Source organism: Nocardia sp. NPDC060255, from assembly GCF_042727395.1.
GTDB lineage: Bacteria > Actinomycetota > Actinomycetes > Mycobacteriales > Mycobacteriaceae > Nocardia.
On record NZ_JBHXAU010000002.1, the window covers coordinates 421,629 to 444,327 of the forward strand.

The 22,699-nt window shown below is 67.5% G+C and carries 18 protein-coding genes; 5 read left to right on the plus strand and 13 right to left on the minus strand.

Annotation, left to right across the window (positions count from 1 at the left end):
• Positions 1-182: 182 nt before the first annotated feature.
• On the minus strand, positions 183-1,073 hold the full coding sequence (locus ACFWF1_RS07775; RefSeq protein ID WP_379290759.1) for an alkaline phosphatase family protein: 891 nt from the start codon (positions 1,071-1,073) through the stop codon (positions 183-185).
• 168 nt (positions 1,074-1,241) lie between these two features.
• Here ACFWF1_RS07775 and ACFWF1_RS07780 point away from each other — a divergent pair, with 168 nt between their 5' ends.
• Positions 1,242-1,805 (plus strand): superoxide dismutase, encoded by a 564-nt coding sequence (locus tag ACFWF1_RS07780; protein WP_379290757.1) that lies wholly within the window; start codon positions 1,242-1,244, stop codon positions 1,803-1,805.
• A 62-nt stretch (positions 1,806-1,867) separates the two neighbouring features.
• Entirely contained in the window at positions 1,868-2,566 is a 699-nt protein-coding gene (locus ACFWF1_RS07785; RefSeq protein ID WP_379290756.1) for a histidine phosphatase family protein, read from the plus strand.
• A 31-nt stretch (positions 2,567-2,597) separates the two neighbouring features.
• Here ACFWF1_RS07785 and ACFWF1_RS07790 read toward each other — a convergent pair whose 3' ends face one another.
• The 3 genes from ACFWF1_RS07790 to ACFWF1_RS07800 form a co-directional block, all read right to left on the minus strand.
• Positions 2,598-4,019, minus strand: coding sequence for a threonine/serine exporter ThrE family protein (locus tag ACFWF1_RS07790; RefSeq protein ID WP_379290754.1), 1,422 nt, complete (start codon positions 4,017-4,019; stop codon positions 2,598-2,600).
• 647 nt (positions 4,020-4,666) lie between these two features.
• Positions 4,667-5,215 (minus strand): carbonic anhydrase, encoded by a 549-nt coding sequence (locus ACFWF1_RS07795; RefSeq protein ID WP_379290753.1) that lies wholly within the window; start codon positions 5,213-5,215, stop codon positions 4,667-4,669.
• Between the two features lie 15 nt (positions 5,216-5,230).
• Positions 5,231-5,980 carry an alpha/beta fold hydrolase gene (locus tag ACFWF1_RS07800; RefSeq protein WP_379290751.1) on the minus strand — a complete coding sequence of 250 codons (750 nt, stop codon included), beginning with the start codon at positions 5,978-5,980 and terminating at the stop codon, positions 5,231-5,233.
• 66 nt (positions 5,981-6,046) lie between these two features.
• Between ACFWF1_RS07800 and ACFWF1_RS07805 the strand changes: the two genes are divergently transcribed.
• The gene (locus ACFWF1_RS07805; RefSeq protein ID WP_379290749.1) at positions 6,047-6,607 is read left to right on the plus strand and encodes a TetR/AcrR family transcriptional regulator; all 561 of its coding nucleotides are present in this window, start codon (positions 6,047-6,049) and stop codon (positions 6,605-6,607) included.
• A 119-nt stretch (positions 6,608-6,726) separates the two neighbouring features.
• On the opposite strand, the gene ACFWF1_RS07810 is transcribed toward ACFWF1_RS07805, so the two are convergent.
• On the minus strand, positions 6,727-7,110 hold the full coding sequence (locus ACFWF1_RS07810) for a hypothetical protein (protein ID WP_379290747.1): 384 nt from the start codon (positions 7,108-7,110) through the stop codon (positions 6,727-6,729).
• A gap of 674 nt (positions 7,111-7,784) precedes the next feature.
• On the opposite strand from ACFWF1_RS07810, the gene ACFWF1_RS07815 reads away from it, so the two are divergent.
• A complete protein-coding gene (locus ACFWF1_RS07815) occupies positions 7,785-9,332 on the plus strand; it encodes a S8 family serine peptidase (protein ID WP_379290744.1) in 1,548 nt (515 codons plus the stop codon).
• 17 nt (positions 9,333-9,349) lie between these two features.
• Here ACFWF1_RS07815 and ACFWF1_RS07820 read toward each other — a convergent pair whose 3' ends face one another.
• Together ACFWF1_RS07820 and ACFWF1_RS07825 are read right to left on the minus strand one after the other, a co-directional pair.
• The gene (locus tag ACFWF1_RS07820; protein ID WP_379290742.1) at positions 9,350-10,405 is read right to left on the minus strand and encodes a helix-turn-helix transcriptional regulator; all 1,056 of its coding nucleotides are present in this window, start codon (positions 10,403-10,405) and stop codon (positions 9,350-9,352) included.
• Positions 10,406-10,481: 76 nt separating this feature from the next.
• On the minus strand, positions 10,482-12,512 hold the full coding sequence (locus ACFWF1_RS07825; protein WP_379290740.1) for a BTAD domain-containing putative transcriptional regulator: 2,031 nt from the start codon (positions 12,510-12,512) through the stop codon (positions 10,482-10,484).
• A 358-nt stretch (positions 12,513-12,870) separates the two neighbouring features.
• Here ACFWF1_RS07825 and ACFWF1_RS07830 point away from each other — a divergent pair, with 358 nt between their 5' ends.
• A complete protein-coding gene (locus tag ACFWF1_RS07830) occupies positions 12,871-13,503 on the plus strand; it encodes a TetR/AcrR family transcriptional regulator (RefSeq protein WP_379290738.1) in 633 nt (210 codons plus the stop codon).
• Between the two features lie 2 nt (positions 13,504-13,505).
• Here the strand turns inward: ACFWF1_RS07830 and ACFWF1_RS07835 are convergent, their stop codons facing one another.
• The 6 genes from ACFWF1_RS07835 to ACFWF1_RS07860 are packed head-to-tail and all read right to left on the minus strand — an operon-like array spanning position 13,506 to position 22,680.
• Positions 13,506-16,706 (minus strand): arabinosyltransferase domain-containing protein, encoded by a 3,201-nt coding sequence (locus ACFWF1_RS07835; RefSeq protein WP_379290736.1) that lies wholly within the window; start codon positions 16,704-16,706, stop codon positions 13,506-13,508.
• Between the two features lie 9 nt (positions 16,707-16,715).
• Positions 16,716-17,132 (minus strand): VOC family protein, encoded by a 417-nt coding sequence (locus ACFWF1_RS07840; RefSeq protein WP_379290734.1) that lies wholly within the window; start codon positions 17,130-17,132, stop codon positions 16,716-16,718.
• Positions 17,129-17,365 carry a phosphopantetheine-binding protein gene (locus tag ACFWF1_RS07845; RefSeq protein ID WP_379290732.1) on the minus strand — a complete coding sequence of 79 codons (237 nt, stop codon included), beginning with the start codon at positions 17,363-17,365 and terminating at the stop codon, positions 17,129-17,131. The genes ACFWF1_RS07840 and ACFWF1_RS07845 overlap by 4 nt, the downstream gene beginning before the upstream one ends.
• Positions 17,358-19,265, minus strand: coding sequence for an HAD-IIIC family phosphatase (locus tag ACFWF1_RS07850; RefSeq protein ID WP_379290731.1), 1,908 nt, complete (start codon positions 19,263-19,265; stop codon positions 17,358-17,360). The genes ACFWF1_RS07845 and ACFWF1_RS07850 overlap by 8 nt, the downstream gene beginning before the upstream one ends.
• Positions 19,262-21,349, minus strand: a complete 2,088-nt coding sequence (locus ACFWF1_RS07855) for a 3-oxoacyl-ACP synthase III family protein (RefSeq protein WP_379290729.1) — start codon at positions 21,347-21,349, stop codon at positions 19,262-19,264. Before ACFWF1_RS07855 ends, ACFWF1_RS07850 begins: the two co-directional genes overlap by 4 nt.
• Complete coding sequence (locus tag ACFWF1_RS07860) at positions 21,346-22,680, minus strand: MFS transporter (RefSeq protein ID WP_379290727.1); 1,335 nt, start codon at positions 22,678-22,680, stop codon at positions 21,346-21,348. The genes ACFWF1_RS07855 and ACFWF1_RS07860 overlap by 4 nt, the downstream gene beginning before the upstream one ends.
• Positions 22,681-22,699 lie beyond the last annotated feature (19 nt).

The following is a 22,699-nucleotide window of genomic DNA, read 5'->3' on the forward strand; positions in this document are numbered from 1 at the left end:
GCGCCGCGCACCGACCAGGTCGTAAGCCGCGGCCAGTACGGCTGGATTGCCGAACCACCATGGCGCACTTCCTGTTCGTCGACCCCTGAACACCATCGTGCGCACCGATTCTTGGAACGCTCTGAGAATTCGCCCCACGGGCCGAGAGAAACATTCCGAGAAATTGTGGCGGTATCCGTGAGTTATCGTGGGCCGCCTGCGGCGGTACTCCACACGTCGGTGATCGGGGTTGCCTTGGCGGCGTTCGCCAGCGGCGGTAAGCCGTAAGCGTTTTCGAAGGTGCGCAGGACCGAGTAGTGGTCGATTCGCTCGTTGTATCGGCCGGGATTTACGCCGGCGCCGTAGAAGATTGTCGGGATGCGGTTGACGCCGGTGCCTTCGTCCTCGTCGAAGGTGACGACGAGCAGGCTGTTGTTGGCCTTGGCCCACTCCGCATAGCCGGACAGGTTCTTGTTCAGCCAGCTGTCGCCGGTGGCCACCGGGCAGTCGTGGATGTCGTTGCACATGTTCGGCGATACGAACGAGACGGTGGGCAGCTGGGCGTAGTCCGCGGGGAACGCCGAGAACGGCACATTCGACGTGGCCGCGACATTGTCGAAGTTCACCCAGCCGTTGTGTTTGCGCCGGTAGCTACCGCCGCTGCCGCTGCACCCGGTGTAGCCGGCGTTCGGCATGTCCTCGGCGTAGCCGATGAACCGCAGCCCGGCCTTGCTGAGCTGGTTGCCGAGGTTGTCGACGCCTCTGAAGTTGTGCGGGCAGCTGTCACTGGTGACGCCCTGCGTGTCGCCGGAGAACAGTGCGATGTAGTTCGGCTGGCTGGGGTGGGTGAGGGCGTGCGAGTTGGTGAACAATGCGCCGTTGTCGGCGAGCTTGTTGAAATAGGGGGCGTCGGTGCTGCCGACGATGGCGTCGTACCCCGTGTTCTCGAACATCACCAGGACGATGTGATCGAACTTCCGGACGGTCGTGGCGTCCGTACCGGGGTCGGCCGGGGACACGGCGGTCGATGTGGCCAGGGCCAAGGCCCCGGCGAGGACGGAAAACACTTGGGCGAGTGGGGCAATCCGCACCATGACACTCCTCGCGTCTGCGGCGATCCACGATGGTTATTAACAGCCTCGCGCGTCACCACGTCCGCGTCCAGTCGGCTCGAGTGGGGAAGTCGTGTGGTGCCGGGGTGGGGCGGGAATCCCCAAACGGATGCATTGACGTGCTCTGATACCGCGGCGGAGCCTGATCGCATGAATGACAAGCCACTCTTCCTCGGCGCCATTGCCGCCGCTCTGCTGATCCCTTCGATACCCGCGAGTGCCTGCGGACCCATCGTGTCTGCGGGAACCTTCGCGCCCTGGCAGGACGGCGCGGTCGCCGTCACCTACGATCAGACGCTCGCCCCCGCCGGCAGTCACGCCATGATCGTCATCGACAGTGACGACGAGACGACCACCGCGACCCTGACCGTCACCGGTCTGCTCCCCCACCGCGTCTACGGCTCACACGCACACCTGAAGTCCTGTGGCGCGAAACCAGCCGACTCCGGCTTCCACTATCAGAACGTCGAAGACCCGAACGCCAAGGGCAAGATGTCCATGGACGCGAAATACGCCAACCCCGGCAACGAACTCTGGCTCGACTTCACCACCGATGAGCACGGCAACGCCACCCAGGTGTCCACCGTCGAGTGGACCTTCCGCAAGAGCGAACCCGCCTCGATCGTCGTGCACGAGAAGCAGACCGACACCACCGACGGCAACGCCGGCATGGCCGGCGCCAGGGTCGCCTGCCTGAGCATCCCGCAGCCCTGAGCATCCGCTGCCCTGAGTTCGCGCCGAGCGTGCGTGAGTCAGCGCTCTGCTAGCGTCGCCGCATGCGGGCGAAGCTGGATCGACGGACCATGTTCGCGGCGTTGGGCGCCGGGGCCGTGACGATCGGGCTGACCGCCTGTGGTGGTGGTGCGAAGCCTGCCCGGGCCACCCCGGCGCCGATCCCGGCGGGCACGGGTGCGCTGCCGGATACGGTGATGATCATCCGGCACGCGGAGAAACCGACCGGCTCGGGCGGTCCGCACGGCGTCACCGAGGACGGCGGCAAGGACAACGAATCCCTCACAGTGCGGGGATGGATCCGGGCCGGGGCGCTGGCAGCACTGTTCGACCCCAGGGCCGGCGACGGCACCCCCGCTCCGCTGCGGGTCGGGTTGTCCAGGCCCGCAACGATTTTCGCTTCGAATCCGGGCGGTGACGGCAGTAAACGCCCGCAACAGACCGTGACCCCGCTCGCGCAAGCGCTGTCGGTCTCGGTGGACACCCGGTTCTCGAAGGGGCAGGAAGCCGAACTGGTCGCGGCACTGCCGGGCGCCAACGGCCCAGTCCTGATCTCCTGGCAGCACGAGAGCATCGGCGCGATTGTCGAGCACCTGGGCGCGGTCGATCCCACTCCGCCCAAATCCTGGCCGGGCCAGCGTTTCGACATGGTGTACGTCTTCACCCACCGCGGTGGCGGCTGGAGTTTCACCCAGATCCCTCAGATACTGCTGGCCGGCGATTCCCCGACGCCGATCTCGTGACCCGATCGGATCCCACAGTCTGCACAGTCGGCTAGCCCCCCTGGCGATCCGCCAGCCCGTTGGTCTCCGGAGCGGTCGGTCGCGGTTCGGTATCGAGGCTCGCCGAGCGGATCCGGGTTCGAGTGCTCACCATCCGACGGGCCCCGCCCGTGGCCACGATGTTGCCCAGAACCAGGCCTGCGCCTATTGCCAATGTGGTGAGCACGGACAAAGCGAACGCCACTCCCGATCCTGGCGAATGCCCGATGAACTGCAGTAATGAGTGGGCGACGATCAGCGACGGCAGCAGGGCGCCGCAGAATGCGGGAACAATTATCGATGCCGAGGAAATGCGCAGGCGGGCGGCCGTCCAGGTGCTGAGGGCACCGAGTATCGCCGCGCCGAGCATCAACGATAATTGCAGGCCGATATGGGCACGTGCACATAGCTGCACAATAAGTTGAGTGAATACCGCTGCCGCCATAGAAATAGGCACGACCCGCGCGGTCGCCCCTTGTGCGAAGGCATTGGCCGCTGCCGCGATCGCCGACGCGAACAGCGCCCAGAACGGCGTCAAACCGGTCAAGTGGATCGCCGACGGATCGACCTCGAGGTTCATCCACCGGGTGGAAATCAGGCCCGCCTGGATTCCGGCGACCATACCGAGCACCACCAGGCCGATGCCGAGTCCGCGCACCAGAGCCAGGCTCCGGAATCCGGAGATCGCGTCCTGTGCCGTCGCGACGATCGATGGGTGCGGCAGGAGCAGCACTACGCACGCAGCGACCATACTGGCTGCCGCGCCCGGATCGGCCGGGGTGTATGCCATCGCCAAGCTGCCGACCATGGTCGCCAGCGCCATTTGCGCGATCGCGACGAAAAATGCTGGCAGATAACGTCTGCCGAGTAACTTGCCGAGGTACATCAGCGCGAACATCAGGATGAACGCGCCGCCGGCCGACCAGTAGGTCCCGCCCGCCTGCAGCGCGACGACAACGCCCAGCACTCCCATGGCGCCCGCGACCACTCGATAGGGCCATCGCGGAGCCGACCGGATTTCCTCGATGAGACGCTGGCTGGCCTGGGTCATGTCGGTCTCGTGGCCGACGATGTCGTCGACGACTCCATACACATTGTTGAGCCGATGCAGGTCGGCGCCCGTGTCACGCACGGCCCGCAATCCGGCGATGGTCGGCTCGCCGTGCACGGCGTACACCATATGGATCGAGGAACCGGGAAAGTCGAGTTCCACGGCGGCCAGATTCCAGGTCGCCGACACCGCGACGATCGCTACCTCGACACTGCGCGCATCAGCCCCCGACGACAACATCACCTCCCCCAGGTCCAAGCAGAAGTCGATGACCTGCCGGGCGGAATACTCTTCTCCGGTCGCCGTCGGCGAGGGCGAGACGCCCGAGTAGATGCTCCCCCGCAGCAACAGCGCGATGTCACGCCGCTGCTCGGCCGTCGTCACCCGCGGCCTCCGCTGCCGGACAGGACGCCGAGCACCGTTGGCGGTATTGCTCACCGACGTGCGAGGGCGACGCTTCGCAGGCCCGCGTGACCGGCCGCGGTCGCCGAGCTCTGCCGCACCGGCCACGGGCCGGTCGGCTGGTTCAGGTGTGCGCCCGATCCGGATACGTCCCATATGCGGCCTACTCAGCCCGCGCGAGGGACGGGCACCGTGGCATCAGCACACCTATCGACGCGCCGGGGTCAGTGATCTGCCCGTAGTCGACTGTGCGAAGGCAGAGCTGACGCACAGCACGTCTGGTCGAGTTCGCGTGCACATCAATTGTTTTGAGCATGATCTCCAATCCAGTGCTGGACGGGATGACGAACCCAGACGCGCAGTCCGCTCGGCATCCGGGCCGGAAACTGCGCTAGCCGAGTTCGCTGACAGCAGTATGGTTCGGGTGCACCACACCAGCGTTGCTGCCAGATTGCCCATTGGCAGTACAAAAACTCGGATTGTGACGACAATTACTGGTCATCGCCGGATCACCCGCCATATTTCCCGAGCGAATGCGCCGAGCTGGACGCGGGCGAGTAGTAGTCCGTAGTCCGCGCAGCCAACCCGGCGAGCCCACATGTCGCGCCGGATTGACTGCGGACCCGTGCTCACGATGGCGGAACGACGGTGGTCAGCAGGCCGGTCTTCAGATCGTAGGTATATCCCCCGATGGCGAAATGCTCACTACTGGGCCGTAGTTCAGGCGCCGCCCGCAGTAGTGCGACGTCTGCGCGCACGGTGACGGCGGGGTCGAGGACCGCCATGTCCTTCGCGGTCTGTTCGTCGTAGCCGCCACGAGCGGCGAAGGTATGGCGAAGATCGTCGTCGGCGAATAGTGCTGAACCGCAGTCGGTGTGGTGGATGACCGCTACCTCGAACCAGTCGGCACCGGGGGTCTTGGTCTCGTGCAGGTGACAGATCCAGGCCAGGTCCTTGATGACGGCGGGGGTGACCCGCCCGCCGACGTTGCGCGCGACGACGGCCTCACCGAGCCGGAGTCCGAGTGTCGCGGCGGGCTCGACTCGTGGGTCTATGCAGGTGATGAGGTACAGCTGACGGAAGGGAAGGAACGGAATCGCGGGGATGTCGTGCTTGGCCTCGGTGGCGGCGAAGTGCTGGTTGCGGTCCAGCAGGGCGGTGAAGTTCGAGGAGGTCATGGTCAACGGTTCCGATCAGGGAGTAGCGAGGCGGTCGATCGCGCGGGCGGCGTCGAGGATGACCTCGGCGACCGGCTCGGGTCGGGCGGCGGGCACGGCGTGTGCGGAATCGACTTCGGTGACGCGGGATTCGGCGCGTTCGGCCATGAAACGCATGGTTTGCGCGGGAAGGGAGCGATCGCGGGTCGAGATCAGCGCCCAGGACGGAATCGAGCGCCAGGCGGGCTCGCCGGGCAGTGTCTCGGCGAGGGCGGCGGGCTCGATGGGCCGCTGAGCGGCGGCCAGCACGGCGGCAAGTGCCGGGTCGAGATCGCCGGCGTAAACCTCGGCGAAACGCTCGGGCCGCAGTGTGAGGTCTTGTCCGCCAAGGGGATTGGGGGCGATAGCAAGATTGTCGGGGGTGAGCAGGCTGCCGGAAAATTTGGCGTTGAGTTCACCGACGCTCTCGCCCGTGTCGGGCTGGAAGGCGGCGACATAGACGAGCGCGCGCACGGCGCCGGTCGCGGTGATGGCCGGGTGGGATATCACCGCGCCTGCGTATGAGTGCGCGGCCAGCACGACCGGCCGCCCGGTATCGGCGATCACCGCGGCCAGGTAGGCGGCGTCTTGTTCGAGGCTGCGCATGGGCAGGGCGGGTGCGAGCACCGTGTGCCCGGACGAGTGCAGCCGAGCGATGACCGGATGCCAGATCGAGGCGTCGGTGAGTGCGCCGTGGACGAGGATCAGTACCGGGTCTGAGGTAGACAGAATGTTCGTTCTCTCCATGCCGAGAACCCTAAGCGCGCCCCCGGGCACGTGTCAACAGAACGTTCTGCCTCTATGGTGGAGTCCATGGTTGCCGCCGAATCGAAGCCGCGTGACCGGCTACTGGAGACCGCACGCCGCCTGTTCTACGGCGAAGGGATCCACAGCGTGCCGGTCGACCGGCTGGTGACCGAGGCCGGCGTCACCAGGGCGACCTTCTACCGGCACTTCCCCACCAAGGAGAGCCTGGTCGAGGCGTATCTGCGCGCTACCGACGCAGATCTGCGCGCGGCGGTCGGCGAGGCGCTGGATCAGGAAAGTCCGCAGCACAGTGCCGCCGCGCTGCTGGAACTGATCGGCCAGGTCACCTGCTCGGCCGGCTTCCGCGGCTGCCATTTCATCAATGCCTCGGCCGAATACCCGGATCCGGCCGACCCGGTGCGGATCGCGGTCGCCGAACACCGCGCCTGGTTTCAAGAGACCGTGACCCTGCTGGCCGAGCGCGCCGGGCACCCCGATCCGAACTATGCCGGGCGAGTCCTCGTGCTGCTGCATGACGGAGCACTGTCAGCCGCAGAACTCGACGATCCCCGAGAAGTACGCGACACCGTGATTCGGGCCGGCCGCGAACTACTCGGGCTCCCCTGACACCGGTTATTTATGGGTCCTCGGTGAGGCTCTGCTCTGCCACCGACCTCGCAGGCTCTGACGGAAGACCGGCTGGCAGGCGCTGACACCCCGCACAGTCGCACCACGGCAATTGATCCCTATTTACCGGTGGGATGGCCGACTGTCGCCAGTGCGGTGGTCCAGTCGGTGGTGATCGCGCTTTGGGCCTGGGCGAGTGGTACTTTCCCGTTGCAGACCAGCGCGTGCAGGCTGTTTTCCACCTGGTCTTTCGGATTGTTCACGCCGTCTTTGGTTTGGTGGCCTGGTGACGGCGGCTCGACCCAGAGGTTGCGCGGGTCATTGGGATCGCCGCCGAGTTCTAGCGAAATCAGGTGGTCGTACTCAGCCTGGTGTGGATCGCCGGTATAGCTGTAGGACTCGGCGTTGGCCTTCTTCTCCGCGTCGGTGATCGCCTCGGCGGGGCGAATCGACTTGGTGTACCCGGATTTACAGATCGTGTTCGCGAGATTCGATTGTGTCACCTTCGGATTCAACGCTCCCGGCGTACACGCGGGATCCGGCAACGGTTGACCGGCCGGTGTCAACCGGACGTGGCAGCTCCCCGGTCCAGGTTGGTGCTGCACAGTGTAATTCGTGGGGCCTGGACCGACCGGAACACCTGCCGCGGGCGGCGCCTCCACGGAAGGGCCCGACCCGGCCTCGCTCGCCGGCGCGGAATTCGTTGGCGTGCAGGCGTTGATCGACAACGCGACCGCCAGCGCCGCCATAACCAGGACCGGGGTAGGGAATCGCCTGGACACTGGATCGAAGCACCGGCCGTTCGTTGCGCCGGTGTAATGCCCGCTGGTGAAACCCATATCGTCCTCCGGCTCAATTATGCGATAGCCGAAGCGGATTCGCGACCTTCCCGGCGGGTCAGCGGATCCGGGATCTCGCGCCGGAGCTGAGCAGCGGTTGTTCGGCCGCAGGCTGTTGTCGGCCTTGGCCCACTTCGCATAGCCGGACAGGTTCTGGTGCCGGGGCGGGGCGGAAATTCCCCGAACGATCTCATAGTTGTAGTCTGGTATCTGTTCTTCTTCCGCCAGGAAGCACGGCCTACGATTGCCTGCCTGCACGGAGACCCGGCATCCTCGGTGGATCCTGTTGCAGGACAACCCGTTCTGCCAGGTCCCGGAATCTTTTGGAAAGAAGAGCCATGACAGATTCCACGCACGTCCTGTTACCTGGAAGCTCGCCGGCTCCGATCGCCGGTGTCACGGATCTCGGTCCGGTGGCCCCGGACGAGACGATCGGATTCACCCTGGTGCTGCGACGCCGAGCGCCGCTGCCCGACCGGTTGGTCTTCGGTAGCGAGACGGTAGCCTCGGCCGAGTTCGCCGCGCGATACGGGGCCGATCCCGCCGACATCACGCTGGTCGCTTCGACACTCACGGCGGCGGGGGCGCGCATAGTCGACCAGGACATCCCGTCGCGCCGCGTGCAGGCGCTCGCTACGACATCGGTGGTGCAGCAGCTGTTCGACACCGAACTGCGTGCGGTTCGCGGTACCGATCCGGTGACCGGAAACCCCATCGAGTTCCGCATTCATGTCGGAGACCTGCGGCTACCCGCCGAACTGGGCGGTGTCGTCGTCGCGGTGCTCGGCGTGGACACCCGGCCGGTGGCCCGGCCGCATGTGCAGACCGCCGTCAGTCCGGCGGTGTCGTACGTGCCAACGCAATTGGCGACGGTCTACCGCTTCCCCACCGGGGACGGCTCCGGTCAGACGGCAGCCATCCTCGAGTTCGGCGGCGGCTTCTTCACCGCCGACCTGAGCGCCTATTTCACCAGCGCCGGCCTCGCCGCACCGAATGTCACCGCGGTGAGCGTCGATGGTGCCGTGAACCGCCCCGGCACCGACGGTGCCACCATCGAGACCACCTTGGATATCGAGGTGCTGGGCGCCATGGCACCCCGGGCAGCTCAGCTGGTCTACTTCGCGCCCAACAGCGAACAGGGTTTCATCGACGCGATAAGCCGAGCGGTACATGCCACTCCCACACCGACTGTGGTGAGCATCAGCTGGGGCGGCCCCGAGCGATCCTGGTCCGCACAGGGCCGTCAGGCCATGGACGCCGCCTTCAGCGACGGCAACGCACTCGGCGTCACCGTGACCGCCGCGGCGGGCGACGGCGGCAGCGGCGACGGTGTCGGCGACGGTGCCGATCACGTCGACTACCCGGCCTCGAGTCCCTATGTGCTCGGTGTCGGCGGCACCACACTACAACTCGACTCGAGCGGTGGCGTGCGGTCGGAGACCGTCTGGAACGACGGACCGAGCTCCGCTACCGGTGGTGGTGTCAGCACTCTCTACCCCGTGCCGGTCTGGCAGGGCAACGTCGGCGTGCCGGGCTCCGGGCGCGGTGTACCGGATGTCGCCGCCGATGCCGATCCGCAGACCGGCTACCGGATCTACGTGAACGGAACCACCCAGGTCGTCGGCGGGACCAGCGCGTCCGCCCCACTGTGGGCCGGTTTGGTGTGCAGGCTCGCCCAAGCTCTCGGTCGTAAGCAGGGCCTGCTGCAGACGGCCCTCTATCAGGGTGCGACTCGCGGCCGAGCGGCGCCGGGCTTCCGCGACATCACCACCGGCACCAACGGCTCCTACTCGGCCGGCCCCGGCTGGGACGCGTGCACCGGACTGGGCGTTCCGGTCGGTACCGAGCTGCTGACCGTGCTGGGCGGGACTAACGCACCGTCGTGACACCTCGCGCGTTGCACCTACGTCGTGACCGCGGCGAGTAACTCGTCGCGTCCGTCGGCGGCCGTCTTGCGATATATCGATTTGAGGTGGTCATTGACCGTGTGTGCCGACAGGTCCAGGGCTTTGGCGATCATTCTCGGCGACTCGCCGCGACAGAGCAGTTCGAGTACCGACCGCTCGCGTGCGGTGATGCCATACCAGTGGCAGAACGACGGCAACAGCACGTCGCCGCGCGCGGCCTGGATCACCACCGCGATATCGTCGGCTCCGGCGCTGTCCAGCAGCTGACCGTGCACCGCGATCCAGCGCCCCGCACCCGCCACGGACGCACAGATCAACGGCTTGTCTTCGCGGCAGGCACCCACTCGGGCCCGGATCCGCATCGACAGTTCCTCCGCGAACGGCGTTGCTACCCAATCCAGAACGCCCCGCTCCTCGGGCATCCACAGCCGCGCGAACCAGGCCTGAGCGTCCGAGGTGACCCCCCGGACGCGATGATCGGGCCCGATGGTGAACACGCCCGGGCGGAGTGCGGGCGCGGCGGGTACGAGCGAACAATCCCGCGCGAACTCGCGGATCGCCTTGGCCAAGATCGGGCCGAGCCGGGTGATCCGTTCGACGTCTTGGTGATCGAACGGCCGGGCACCGTATTCACGGGCCAACCCGAGAAACCCCCAAACCCCGCTACGGTCGCGCAGCAACGCCCGCAACTCGCAATGCACACCGTGCGCCGCGAGCAGCTCGCCCGTGCACCGTGCCCGCGACCCGCGATCGTCTGCGACGTCGACGATGCCGACCGGGGCTTGCCTGCCTACCAAATCCTCTGGGCGGCAGGGATCGCCGCCCCGAAACCGATCCAGCACCAGCGCCTCGAGCAGATCGCGGTCGTAACGATGCCAGCAGCTGAACGAGCCGAGCGCGAGCACCGACGCCGGATTGGTACACACCAGGCGCACCGCGTCGAATGCCACCCACTTGCCGACCGCATCGGCGATCATCTGCCCGAACCCATCGGGTCCGACACCGTGCACCGCCGCGCTCAGGTCGCGCGACAACTGTTCTGGATCTACCATTTTCGTTACCATCGCGCCCTCGGCTGTGCGTACCCGAACTGTCCTCACGCGAGTACGGATCAGACACAGATCCGGCTCACTGACGGTTCGATGAATGGACCAGCACTTCGTCAAAAGCACTGTGCCGAGGTGGATTGCCGCGGTGCTGCCGGATACCGAGGGACTGCAAGTGGTCCCCGAGGCCGTCGGCGGCCCGGTCGGCCGAGGCAGGCAGGCGCGCTGATTCGGCGAACCGGTCCGGCAGTGCCGGCTCGCCTCTTGACGCCACGCTCTGGCACCACGCCACATGCCGCTGCCGGGCGAGCGGCGCCTCCCCCGCAGCGGCCAGCATGGTCGACGCGTAGTCGCGCACCGTCTCCAAGAGCACGAAACGACGGTTCCCGCCGTCGACCAGCACCATGGCCAGCCCACGGTCCACCAGACCCGCCAATGCCGGTGCGACGTCTGCTGTTTCGAGTATTCCGAAGGGCACCACTCGCTCGGCGGCCTCGAGCCCGAACCCACCGGCGAACACCGAAATCCGGCGCAGCACCGCCTGTTCCGTCGGGTCGAGCAGTTCATGGCTCCAGTCGAGGGCCGCACGCAAACTGCTGTGCCGACCGCCACCGATGCCGCGGCGACTACCCATGCGCAGCCGGATACGTCCGTCGATCCGTTGGGCGAGTTGGGAAATCGTGAACGTCCTGGTCATACCGGCGGCCAGTTCGATGCCGAGCGGCAGCCAATCGACCGCCGTGCACACCGCGACCACATCGGCCCGATCGGCTGCGGTGACCGGGCACATCGCCCGCTCGGCGAACAATTCGAGCCCGGCCGCGCGGTCCAGCGCCCCGATCCGGAGCACGACCTCCCTCGGCAACTCGAGCGCCGACTGGGAGGTGATCAGGAAGGTCAACCCGGGCACCCGCACCGCAAGGGCCTCGACGGTCGCCCGGACTTCCTCGGTGACGTGCTCGGCGCTGTCGAGCACGAGCACCGCTCCGGTCAGGGCGGCGCAGACGGCCTCCGGGGCCGCGTCGACGGCTACGGCGATCGCCTGGTTGATGGTGTCGCCGCGCCGCAGTGGCGCCAATTCGACGAATACGACGGTCCGTTCGGCGGCGGCCTTGCGCGCAGCCTCGAGCGCGAGCCGGGTTTTGCCGCTGCCCGGCCCGCCGAGCAGCGTCACCACGGCCGACTGTCGGAGACTTTCCAGCACTGCCGCCAGCTCCTGACGTCTGCCGACAAAGGTGTCCGTGGGCGTCGGATACGTTGTGTCCGTTGAACTGTCGGCGATGGCGAGGGCGTGGGTTGGGCGCGGCGGTTGCAGCGAAGGATCGTGGCGCAGTATCCGCAGCTCCAGCTCGGCCGTTTCCGGGGTGGGATCGACGCCGAGCTCATCGGACAAGGCTCGGCGTAGTCGGTGCAGCCGATCGAGGGCGTCGGCCTGACTGCCGGTCCGATACAAGGTGAGCGCATACAAGCGGGCGAGTGGTTCGTGCTGTGGATGCTCGCGCACCAATGTGGCCAGCTCCCTGGCGATTTCGGCGCCCGAACCGAGGTGCAGCGCCGCGTCCAACCTGGCCACGGTCAAACCGAGCCGCCACTGTTCGAGCCGGGTCGATTCCGCGATGGCGAACGGTGTGGACGTCAAGTCGACCAGCGTGGGGCCGCGCCACCAGCGCAGGGCGTCTTCGGCGGCCGACCGCACCGCGGCATGCTGTCCGGCGCGCTGCGCCGCGTGCATCCGGTCCGCGGCCGCCTCGACGGCAATCAGATCGGCTGCGGCGATGGTGGTCCGGTATCCAGACGGCGACCGGGTCACCGTGGCACTGTGGTCACCCAGGGCCGTCCGCAGCCGCGAAATCAACACGCGCAGACGCTCGATCGGGCGAGGCAGGTCCTCGTCACCCCACAGATCGGCCACCAGTCGCCCGTCCGGAACGGGCACCCCGCGGGCCAGTGCCAGCCGGACCAGCGCGGCCTGCTCCAGCGGACGGTCTATGCCGAGATTCCGGCCGCCGGTCATTGCCCGTACCGGGCCGAGTATGTGCACTTCGGCGCCCGCGTCGCCCGGCCAAGGGCGCGAACGCCGAACCGACTCCCCTGTCGTGTGCTCGATCACCACGTCGTCTCCCACTCTCGACGGACTGCCCGTCCGCCGTTTCGAGTCCGCAGTCGACGCCTACCGCGCGGCGCATCGTGCTCGTTGAATGAGTTGTCCGCCAACCACTTCGACAGTCGAAGCGGTCGGCGTCGCGCCGTCCGGAAACCGGTGGCCCGCTGCCCCGCCGAGGCGCACCCCACGCCTTCGGTCAGAGCATTGAATACCTGAAGCTAGGCCGCCTCGGTCGCGCCGAGTGATACCACCGCCCACCTCGAATTCCTCCCAGTGCACTCAATTCACAGCTGTGCACTTAATGCAGTTGAGTATATTGACTACACAGCACCCGCTGTCAAGACATAGAACTGAGGCACCGGAACCGATGACCCGAGCTACCTCCGCAGCGGACGGGCCGGGCCGCGCCGCCCAACGGCGCCGCACCCGCAATGCCATCGTCGAGGCGACGATGGCATTGATCAGCGAGGGCGGCGAACCTTCCGTCAACGACATCGCCGTCGCCGCCGAGGTATCGCGGCGCACGGTCTATCTGCACTTCCCCAGCCTCGACCAGCTCATGCTCGATGCGACCCTCGGCCTGCTCAGCTCCGATACCGACGCGATCCTCGACCACGTCACCTCCACCGACCCCCGCGTCCGAGTCGCCGCGCTGACCCACGCCCTGGGTGTCAACATCGTCGAATCACTCCCGCTGGGAAGACGATTGGTGAAACTCACCATCGACGCCGCGCCACCGGCACCGGACACACCCCGCCGCGGCTACCGTCGGGTTCGCTGGATCGAGTGGGCCTTGGCGCCGATACGCGATCGGATGCCGGCAGCGGAGTTCGACGAACTCGTTTCCGCCGTGGCGACGGTCGTCGGCTGGGAGGCCTTCATGGTCCTCATCGATATCCGCGCGCTGTCACCGGAACGTGCCGTCGACCTGTGCGCGCGGACCGCCACCACCCTGGTCGACGCCGCCATCCGCGTCCTCGATGACACCACGGGAAGCTGACCTCATCGGATGCCGAGGTTCAACGGTCCGGGGCTCCACCATCCCGGGCGGCGGACGATGGCGAGGTCGAGCCGTGCCGGTGTCGCAGCCGCATCGAGCGGGACAAATCGGTCGATGCTGCCCCAGTCGCGTTTCCAGTCGTCCTTCAGGTAGGAGGGCAGCGTTTCGGATCGGGTCAGCAGTTGGGTGTAGCCGAGGACGCCTCCGGCGTCGTGCGCTTCCCAGTTGCCGGTCACCATCGCGCCCGAATAGTCCGGGGTAATGCGGTATTCGGGTATTTCGGCGACGCCGTCGCGATGCCGGAACGGTTGCTGGCACGGGAAGTGCAGGCCGACAAGCCAATCCAGCAGCACGGGGTCGGTGTGGCCGACGAGCGCGTCCAGGGTTCGCAGCTGCGGCACGCGCGGCGGCGTCACGGCCACCCACTGGGTGGGATCGGAGCTGTCGACCACGGCAACGATGCGTACCACGTTCGCTTCGGCAGGCAAGCGCGGCAAGGGGATCCGCAGGTTCCGCCAGGACGGCGGGAGCCCGCTCACATCGTCGGGGGCGATCGCGCCGAGCGCTCGCACGCCGTCGTCGCCGGTGACACCGTATTCGAGGCGCACGTTCGCGCCGCCGACGGCGACGTTGTCGACATCGGTCGAGGCGACGTGTCCGGCAGCGGTGATGGTGACGAGCTCGCCGCGGCTGCCGCTCGGGTCCGGGGCCGGCAGCCGGTACCAGTCGGAGATCAGCTTCTTCGTCGGCGCCGCCGGGCCGCCGTAGCTGCCGAGGACAGGGGTGATCGCCGGATCCAGGGTGTAGGGCAACGGGATTGTGCTGCCGTTGATTCCGGGCTTCCCGGGCTTGCCGGAACCGCCGCCGGGTGCGGAGCTGTTCGCGCCTGCCACGGTTTTCCCGACCGTTCCGGTCGCGGCGTCGGAGGGATCGGGTGTCAGGTCGTCGAGGTCGGCACCGTCGGGGGTGAATCCGGCATCGGTGCCCGCACCGAGCGCGGTGCCCGGGTTGCCCGAGAGCGGTTGTAGCAGACCCGCATTCGGATCGGGTTCGACGAGTACGGCGTCGGCCAGCCCACACGGTTTGCCGGCCAGCGCCGAAAAGTTCGATGTCGCGGGCGAATACGCGGGGTAGCGCAGCACGGCGGCATAGCCGAGCGAGATCACCTCGAAGGCGATCATCAGCGCCACGGCGACGGCCAGCACGGGTATCCGTTGTCGCGCCCGGCGCGGCGTCCGGCGGAACGGTTCACGAATGTGGAACCAGCCCGCGATCAACGCCAGCACCACGGCGATGGCCAGCGCCGCCGTGCCCGCCGAGATACCTTGCACCGCAACAGGTTTATCCCACCAAGGCACACCGTAACCGGCCACATACCACCAACCGTTCTCGCTCGCCAGCGCGAGGGCGAGCACCGCGACGGCTGCGGCGGCGACCATCGTTCTGTTACGTGCCGATCGCATTGATCGCGGCCCCACCGCGACCACCGCGACCACCGCGACGGCACCGGCGAGCCCGGCGAACACCCCGAAGTGGTGAGTGAATTTGGTTGGTGTGAACGCCATCAACGCGACAGCACCGAGGGTGGTGCCGACGATCCGCCGCGCGGGCCCGGCCGCGAGCCCCGGAATCCGGCCCTTCCGGTACAGCAGCGCCGACACCGCGACGGCAAGGGTGAGGAACATGAACAGCATCGCGAACCGCCGCGCCACCGACCCGTCCGGGGTCGACTGGAACAGCAGCCGGTACCTGAAGTACTCGTCGTACCAATGGAACTCGGGCCCTACGACAGTGTGCGCCTGCCACATCGTCGCGACTTCGGACACCGGTAGTCCGGCGAACACGATCGTCAGCACGACCACGCCCGCTGCCGCGGCGGGCGCCAGCACCGACGCGTAGCCGGACGTTCTGGCGCGCGCGACGACGAGCTGCGCCAGCGGGCGCGCGCCGGCCAGTAGCGCCGCGAGACAGATCAATCCCGCCGGGTTGGTCACCGCGGACAGGGCAGCCGGGATCAGCGCGGCGACCGCGGGCGTCAGTCGCCGGGTGGCCAGTGCCCGTTCGATCAGCACCCACGTCAGCAAAACCCCAAGGGCGACAGGTGGTTCCGGCCGAAGACCGTTGTTGTACGGGAGCCAGAACGCCAGCAGCGCCCCCGCACCGGCCCAGAGCGCGGCCCGCTCGGTCCGTGCGGCGATGCCGAGTCGCGGCACGACTTCACGGCTGATCAGCAGCCAGCACAGCACACCCGCGACGAGCTCGGGCAACCGCAGCACGATACTCGCGGTCGACACGTGGGCCAACAGCTCGAACAGGTGGTAATAAGGGAGCCCCATCGGCGACTCGGGCACCCCGAAGTACGTGAAGTAGTTCGCCAGATAGCCTGCGTGCCCGCGGGCGCGGACCATTCCGTATACGTAGCCGTCGTCGGTGGTGCCCGCGCCGATGAAATACCACAGCACCAGAATCCCGACGACCACCCCATCGATCGGCCGCGGCCGCCACCTGCGCCACCGCGACACCCGGCGGCGCCGGCGGCCGTCCAGGCGGTCGAGCCGATGCACGGCCACCAGCGCCAACGCGGTGGCCACCAGCGCACCGATAATCGCACACAATTTCAACACCGTCGGCGAGGTGGTGAACCGCGAATCGATCAGCACCCGCACCTGCATGCCGGACGGCGCCGCGCCGGTCAGATCGGTGAACAACCCCACCAGCTGTGGCCGGTAATCACCGTCCAGCACAACCGGATTGCCGCCGAGATCGACGGTGGTGCGGGTGCTGTCCGACGCGATCAGCAGTCGGCAGTCCGGCGGCAGCTCAGCGACCGCGGTATCGATCAGCGTGCGATCACGAAGCCCCACCTGTAGCCGATTCCCCTGCGTGACTGTGACATTCAAGCCGTAGCGGTGCGCGGTAGCGGAGGCGGGCGGCACCGTGGACAGCAGCGTCCCGCCCTGCGGACCCAGGGTGCTGATTGCCGCGCACGGGACCTGCGCGTCCACCCGCACCGGCGAGTACGACAGCAGCGGGGCGGTGACATTCGCCAAGTGCGTTGCCGGCCAAGAGAACGAGGCCTGTTCCTGGTTCACCGGCAGCAGCGGAACCGACACCGCGAGCAGCGCGCCGACCGCACCGGCCAGCATCGCGATGATCCGCCACAGTCGCCTGGTGCGTGGTGCGGCGGTGTTCACTTCGTTCATGGTGCGGTCCTACTGCTGGTTCGAATATTCGACGAGCTCGACTAGCAGGCCGGTCGCCGGGCCCAGATGGACAAAGGCGATCCGCAACCCGTCCTGCCCGCCCGGCCTCGGCTCGCTGTCCACCAGCACGGCGCCGCGGCCCCGGAGCGCGTGTAGCGCCGCGTCGATGTCGTCGACCTCGAAGGCGATGTGGTGCAGGCCCGGCCCCTGGCGACGGAGATGTCCGCTCACCTGGTCGCCCGGCTCATCGGGTGCGACGACCTCGAGCGCGACGCGATCGCCCGCGCAGTGCCAGAACTGGCAGGCGACGCCGTAGGTCTGCACCACGTCCGTCGCGTCCGGGCGCATGGTCAGCATGCGCAGGCCGGTCGCGGCGGCGTCGAGGTCCCGCGCGACCAGGCCGACGTGATCGATGCGGCGGATCATCGGACGGCCAGGGTGTCGGAGACCAATGCGGACAGTTGGCCGACGTCGGTGACCGCGAGATAGGCCCGCAGATCCAGCTGTACGCCGAAGGCGTCCTCGATATCGGTCAGCAGGCGCAGTGCGACGAGGCTGGTCCAGTTGTCCAGGCTCTCGAACTTCAGCGCAGTCGTGATGCCGGGGTGCTCGGTGACCCGCTCGACAAGGTCGACCAGGTCGACGGTGATATCAGACATCAGCGGGTTCCTCGTTTCGGTTCAGGGTGATCCAGGGGGGTTTGCGGAAACGCGTAGCGGTCAGGTCGAGCCGGTACCGCGCGATACCATCGGTCTCGTCGAGCAAGCCGAATTCGGTAACGAGGCTGCCCGCAGCTTGATTGCGATCGCCGCGCCGGTACAACGCCTGCAACTCGCGAACTCCTTCGCGCCGTGCGGTGTCGATGAGATCGGACAGCACGGCGTGTTCGATGCCTCGGGAGAAGACCCGGCAGCTCATCACGAAGTTCTCGATCAGCCAGTGGGTCGATTCCTTTGCCACCCACACCGCGCCGACCAGTCCCTCGCGGCCGAATCGATCCTCGACCTCGAAGCCGAGCACGAGATACGTGGCGGCGTCGGCCATTTCGCGGGTACGGCTCTCGGTGTGGGCGCGCGGGTTGAGGTTGAACTGGTTGGTGCGCAGTCCGAGCTGGATCAGCCGCGGCAGGCTGAACTCGTCGGCGGGTGCGACCCGCACGCGCAGGTCGAGCCCGCCCAGGTAGTCCTCGGCGGAGGCGAACGACGCGGCGAATTCTTCGCGCCCGGCCCGCGACCGATACAACGACGTGCGGTCTCGATCGGTGGCGACCGTCGCGAGGGCGCCGAAGAACTGAGGCTCCAGCAAGGCCGAGCGGTACCGCGCCGGGTCGCCGTCCAGGTGCACGACGTCGATCTCGGGAATCTGCTCGCGGACCAGATCGCATTCGAACGGGCTGTCGTCGGCGAACACCACGCTGTCCAGCCCGATGTTGAGGGTCTGCACGATCTGGCGGATGTTGTGATCCTTCCTGCCCCAGTTGGCCACTCGCGCGACGAAGTCGTCCGGCCGCAAGACCAGCTCGGGATGGGAAGCCAACACGCTATCGACCGCCGCCTGCTCGTTCTTGCTGCACACCGCGAGCAGTACGCCCTGGCTGCGCAGGGCCGCCAGCGCCTGTTGCAGGTGGGTGTAGCAGTTGCCGGGGTAACCCCCGCCGATCTGGATCCCCTCGGGGCCGTCGTCGCCGAGGACACCACCCCACAGCGTGTTGTCCAGGTCGACGACGAGCAGCTTCTTGCTGAGTCCCGCGGTCGCCCGGCAGAACGCCGCCGCCTCCCGCGCATAGGCCAGTTCGACGGCGGGAGTCCATGCCATCCCGGCGAATTGGTAGAGGCGATCGTCGCGCACGGGGCCGGGATGGTCGCTGAGCAGCGCTTCGAAGTCGAGGACGTACACCGAGGGATGTCGCTCGGCCAGCCCGAGCAACCGTCCGTTCAGCTCGCGCCATCGGCGCCCGAGTTCGGCCCGCCCGGCGAAGCCGATCACGACGCGCTGCTCCGGCCGGGAGAGCGGAACCGTGTGCAGCACAACGGCGCTCGCCGACCGCGCGGCGAAACCGGCCACCGCCTGTTCGATGCGGGCGGTTCGTTCCGTGAGTTGCTCGGCGAGTTCGGACAGCTCGGCCGGATCCCACCGCTGTGGCAGCAGCGCGTGGTCGTGCAGTAGACACAACGTGACGTCCGGGTCGAACCGGGACAGGTCCGAGTCCGGATCGCTCAATTGCGCGAGCAGCTGGTCGAATCCGCTGACCTGGATCCGCGGCTCGATCCCACTGTGCAACAGTTCGACGCGCAGCATCGGCGCGACATATTCGGCGGTGAAGGTTCCGGCGATCGCGATCCGCAGGGGTCGCAGGGTGCGGCCCTCGGCCGTAATGCGCGCGGTGGGGACATCGGCCAGCAGGCGGCCCGCATCCCGTTGTGCGGCAGGTAGATTCAGCTCAAGCAAGGAGCCGAACGCGTCGAGCAGGGTCGGATCCGGTGCCGTGTCCGGGTTCCGGACCGCTCGAATTCGGGTCAGGATGTCGTGGGTGTCGTGCACGGTTCTCTCGTTTCTCATACCCGCAGCAGCGTGCAGATCCAGTGCATGCCGCTGCTCGTGCTGGTCAGCGCCACCAGGTCGCCGGCGGCGAGGTCCCCCTCGGCCAGCAGGTGCTGCAAGGTGAGCAGCTGGTCGGCGCATCCGACATGCCCGTGGTCGAGTGCGATGTCCACATTCGTCCGCGCCGTGGGGATGCCGAGTTCGGTTGCGAGTTCGGCGAGTTGGCGGGCGTTGTCGTTGAAATGGATCACCCGGCGCAGGTCGGCGCGGGTGCTGCCGACCCGGGCGCACGCGGCGTCGACCACCTCGCGACTGCGGGCCCGGAGGGTCGACAGGAAGGCGAACATCTTGCGGACGTCACCGGCGAAGAACTCGTCCAGCCGGTCCTGCGGACTCCGCACTCGCGGGTGGCCGGCCGTCTCCGGGGTGAACGGGTGCGCGGCGGCGCCGACATCCATCCGCATGAAATCCGCGTAAGTGCCGTCGGTGATGAATTCGGTGGCCAGCCACCGGCAGGTGCCGTAGTCACGCCGGAGCACGGCGGCCGCGGCACCGTCGGAGTAGATGCTGGTGTTGATCTCCATCCGATTCCAGTACGGCTCGCATACCCGATTCGCGCCGATCAGCAACGCCGTGCGATAGCCGGGGTGTGCGGCGAACTTGCCCGCCACCAGGTCGAACGCCGCGACGCCGCCGCCGCACGCCTGGTTGATCAACACCGCCTCGGCGTGGTGTGCGCCCAGCCGGGCCTGAGTCGCCGCCGCCGGGTCCCAGTACAGGTATTCGGCGAGGTCCGCGATCGCGAGCACGACCAGATCGACGTCGCTAGCGGCAACACCGGCCGCGGCGAGGGCCTCGGTCCCGGCCGCGACGGCGAGGTCGGTGAGTCCGACACCGTCGGGAGCCCGGTGGAACCGCCGGTATCCCCAGCCGCGGACCCGGTCGAGTTCCGCGGTGTAATCCACTGCGGCACTGGCTACTTCGGACGGCTCCGGCAACGATTTCCCGAAGGCGACGATGCCGAACGGGACGGCCGGACCGGACGGGTCGGCTTCGTCCGGCCCGGGTACGGCGTCGACCGAAGACCGGCGAGCCACGAAATCCGTTGGCGGTGCGATGGTTTCGGCAAGCAGCACCGGTCCGATCGTGGTCGCGAGCGGGGCGGGGCGGTCGAAGAGCCCGCCGTCACGTAACCGGCCCGGCCAGGACTCGGGCCGGTCACCGAGTAGCAGACCCGCGTCGGCCAGTTCGGGATCGGCCGTGACCAGCACCGTGCGCGATGTCGGCACGTCCAGCTCGGCGGCGATCACCGCGAGCTGCTCAGTGACCGGGCGTCCGTCCACGACAGACGTTTCGGCACCTGCCACCAGCTCCGGGCACGCGGCCGCCACCGATGCCCACACGCCGGACGGATTGCCCGCGCCGCGCACGGCGAGCCGGATCCCGGCCCGCCGCAGATCGCGAACCGGTTCGCGCAGGATTGCGGCACCCTCGCCGAACACACTGTCCGCATCGAATACCACGGCCTGACAGGATGTTCCATATCGCGTACTGAGAATCCGAGCGAGTTGTGTTGCGAGACAGGCGAACAGATCGTCGGTATAGCGCCTTGGCCGCGCGGCCGCCGGGTGATAGGACAAGCGGGCGCCCACGGCCCGCACCGCATCTTCGGCGTCGGCCAGGTACACGTTAGGCAACGCAATAAGCTTGGCGCGCATCGCTTCCCGGACGCGTGTCGCCTCCGCCGCCACCCCGGCGAGCGCTCCGGTGTCACCGACTCCGAACGCTCGGTCCTCCGGCATCGGAGGAAGCACGAACAGCAGGGATCCACTCGTGCGGCCGACGGTGCCTGCCGCACAATCCGCGAGGTCCAGCAGATTCGCCGGACCGGGCTCATCGAACTGGGGCGCCACGATCAGCACATCTGCTGCACTGCACGATGTTTCGCCGGTAGCGTCGAGGCTCTGCCGAAGCTGGCCGAGCAGGCCGGTGTGGCAGGTCGCCGGCAGCCCGGCGAGGCGCAGCGCCAGATCGAGATGGGGAACGAACGGGTCGAGGGGGTAGTCGGCAAGCACACCGATCCGCAGCAGGGTGGTACTCATGCCGTTGCCCCCTCGACCGACTTCAGCGATTCGTGGTCGGGCAGCAGTGTTTCGATTCGCCGGACGCTCGGCATGCGGAACCCGGCAACGGCGACCCCGACGCCGAGCACGCCGATCACCGCGAAGATAAGTCCGATGCCGCCGGACTGCCCGGTCCCGAACAGGCTGCCGAACAGGTGGGCGCCCGCGGCGTCCGGCTGCATCCACGGCGTCAGCACGTTGTCGACGAGCGGGCCCGCGATGAGCGTTGCGATCGGAACGGTGAGCTCCTCGGTGAACTGCCGAGCGGCGAAAACGCGGCCCTGGAACCGCGGTTCGACCTTCTCCTGCCAGATGCTGTTCGTGTAGCCGTCGATGATCGGAATGGTGAACGAGACGAACATGAGCGAAATCGCCAGGAGCGCAACAACATCGGCGAGGCCGTACATCAGCCGGCCGAGGATGCTGAAGATGAGGATCGCGCCGAGCACGCGCAGCATCTTGTCGCGCGGCGCCTTCGTGGCGCCGAGCAGCACGGCACCGAGTACGCCGCCGAACGCACCGGTGGTCATCACCACGCTGAGCGCGCCGACACTGTTGCCGGTCCTGGTGAGCACCAGCGGGCGCAGCAGCACGAAGCCCAGCGAAGCCAGGATGTTGATCACGATCAACATCGCCTGCAGGTTGCGGAACGATCGGCTGCGGAGGATGTATTGGAAGCCGAACAGGCAGTCCTGCCACATCTTCGCCGGCGAGGTACCGGGTTGCTGTGGCGTCTGCGGTATCCCCACCACCAGCACCGCGGCGATGGCGATGCCGTAGGAGACGGTGTCCACCAGCAGGATCGCCTGGATGTTCGTCGCCGCGAGCAGCGCGGCGGCCGCGGCGGGTGCGAAAAGCCCTGGGCCGGAACGCGCCACGAACATCATCGCGTTCGCCCGCGGGTACTGCCCGCGCTCCATCAGCAAGGTGATGGTCGAGGAGAAGACCGGGACCTGGAAGGCCAGGAACGCGCCGGTGGCGAAGTTGACCAGGTACAGCTGCCACATCTGCACCGAGCCGGACAGGAAGAAGATCAGCAGCACGCCGGTGGCCGCCGCCGAGCCGAGGTCGCTCATCATCATCGTCAGCCGCCGGTTCCACCGGTCGATGAACACACCGACTATCGGGCTGAATATCACCGTCGCGGCGAAGGACGACAGGAGGACGCTCGCGAACTGGGTCGCGCTGCCGGTGGCATCCCACACCCAGATGCTGATCGCGAAGTTGGTCATTCGGGTGCCGACCACGGAGAGCAGTTGGCCTAGCCACACCACGGTGAACGTGGCGAATCCGGATTGTTGTCGTCGCATTGTCGGGTAGTCCTTTCGA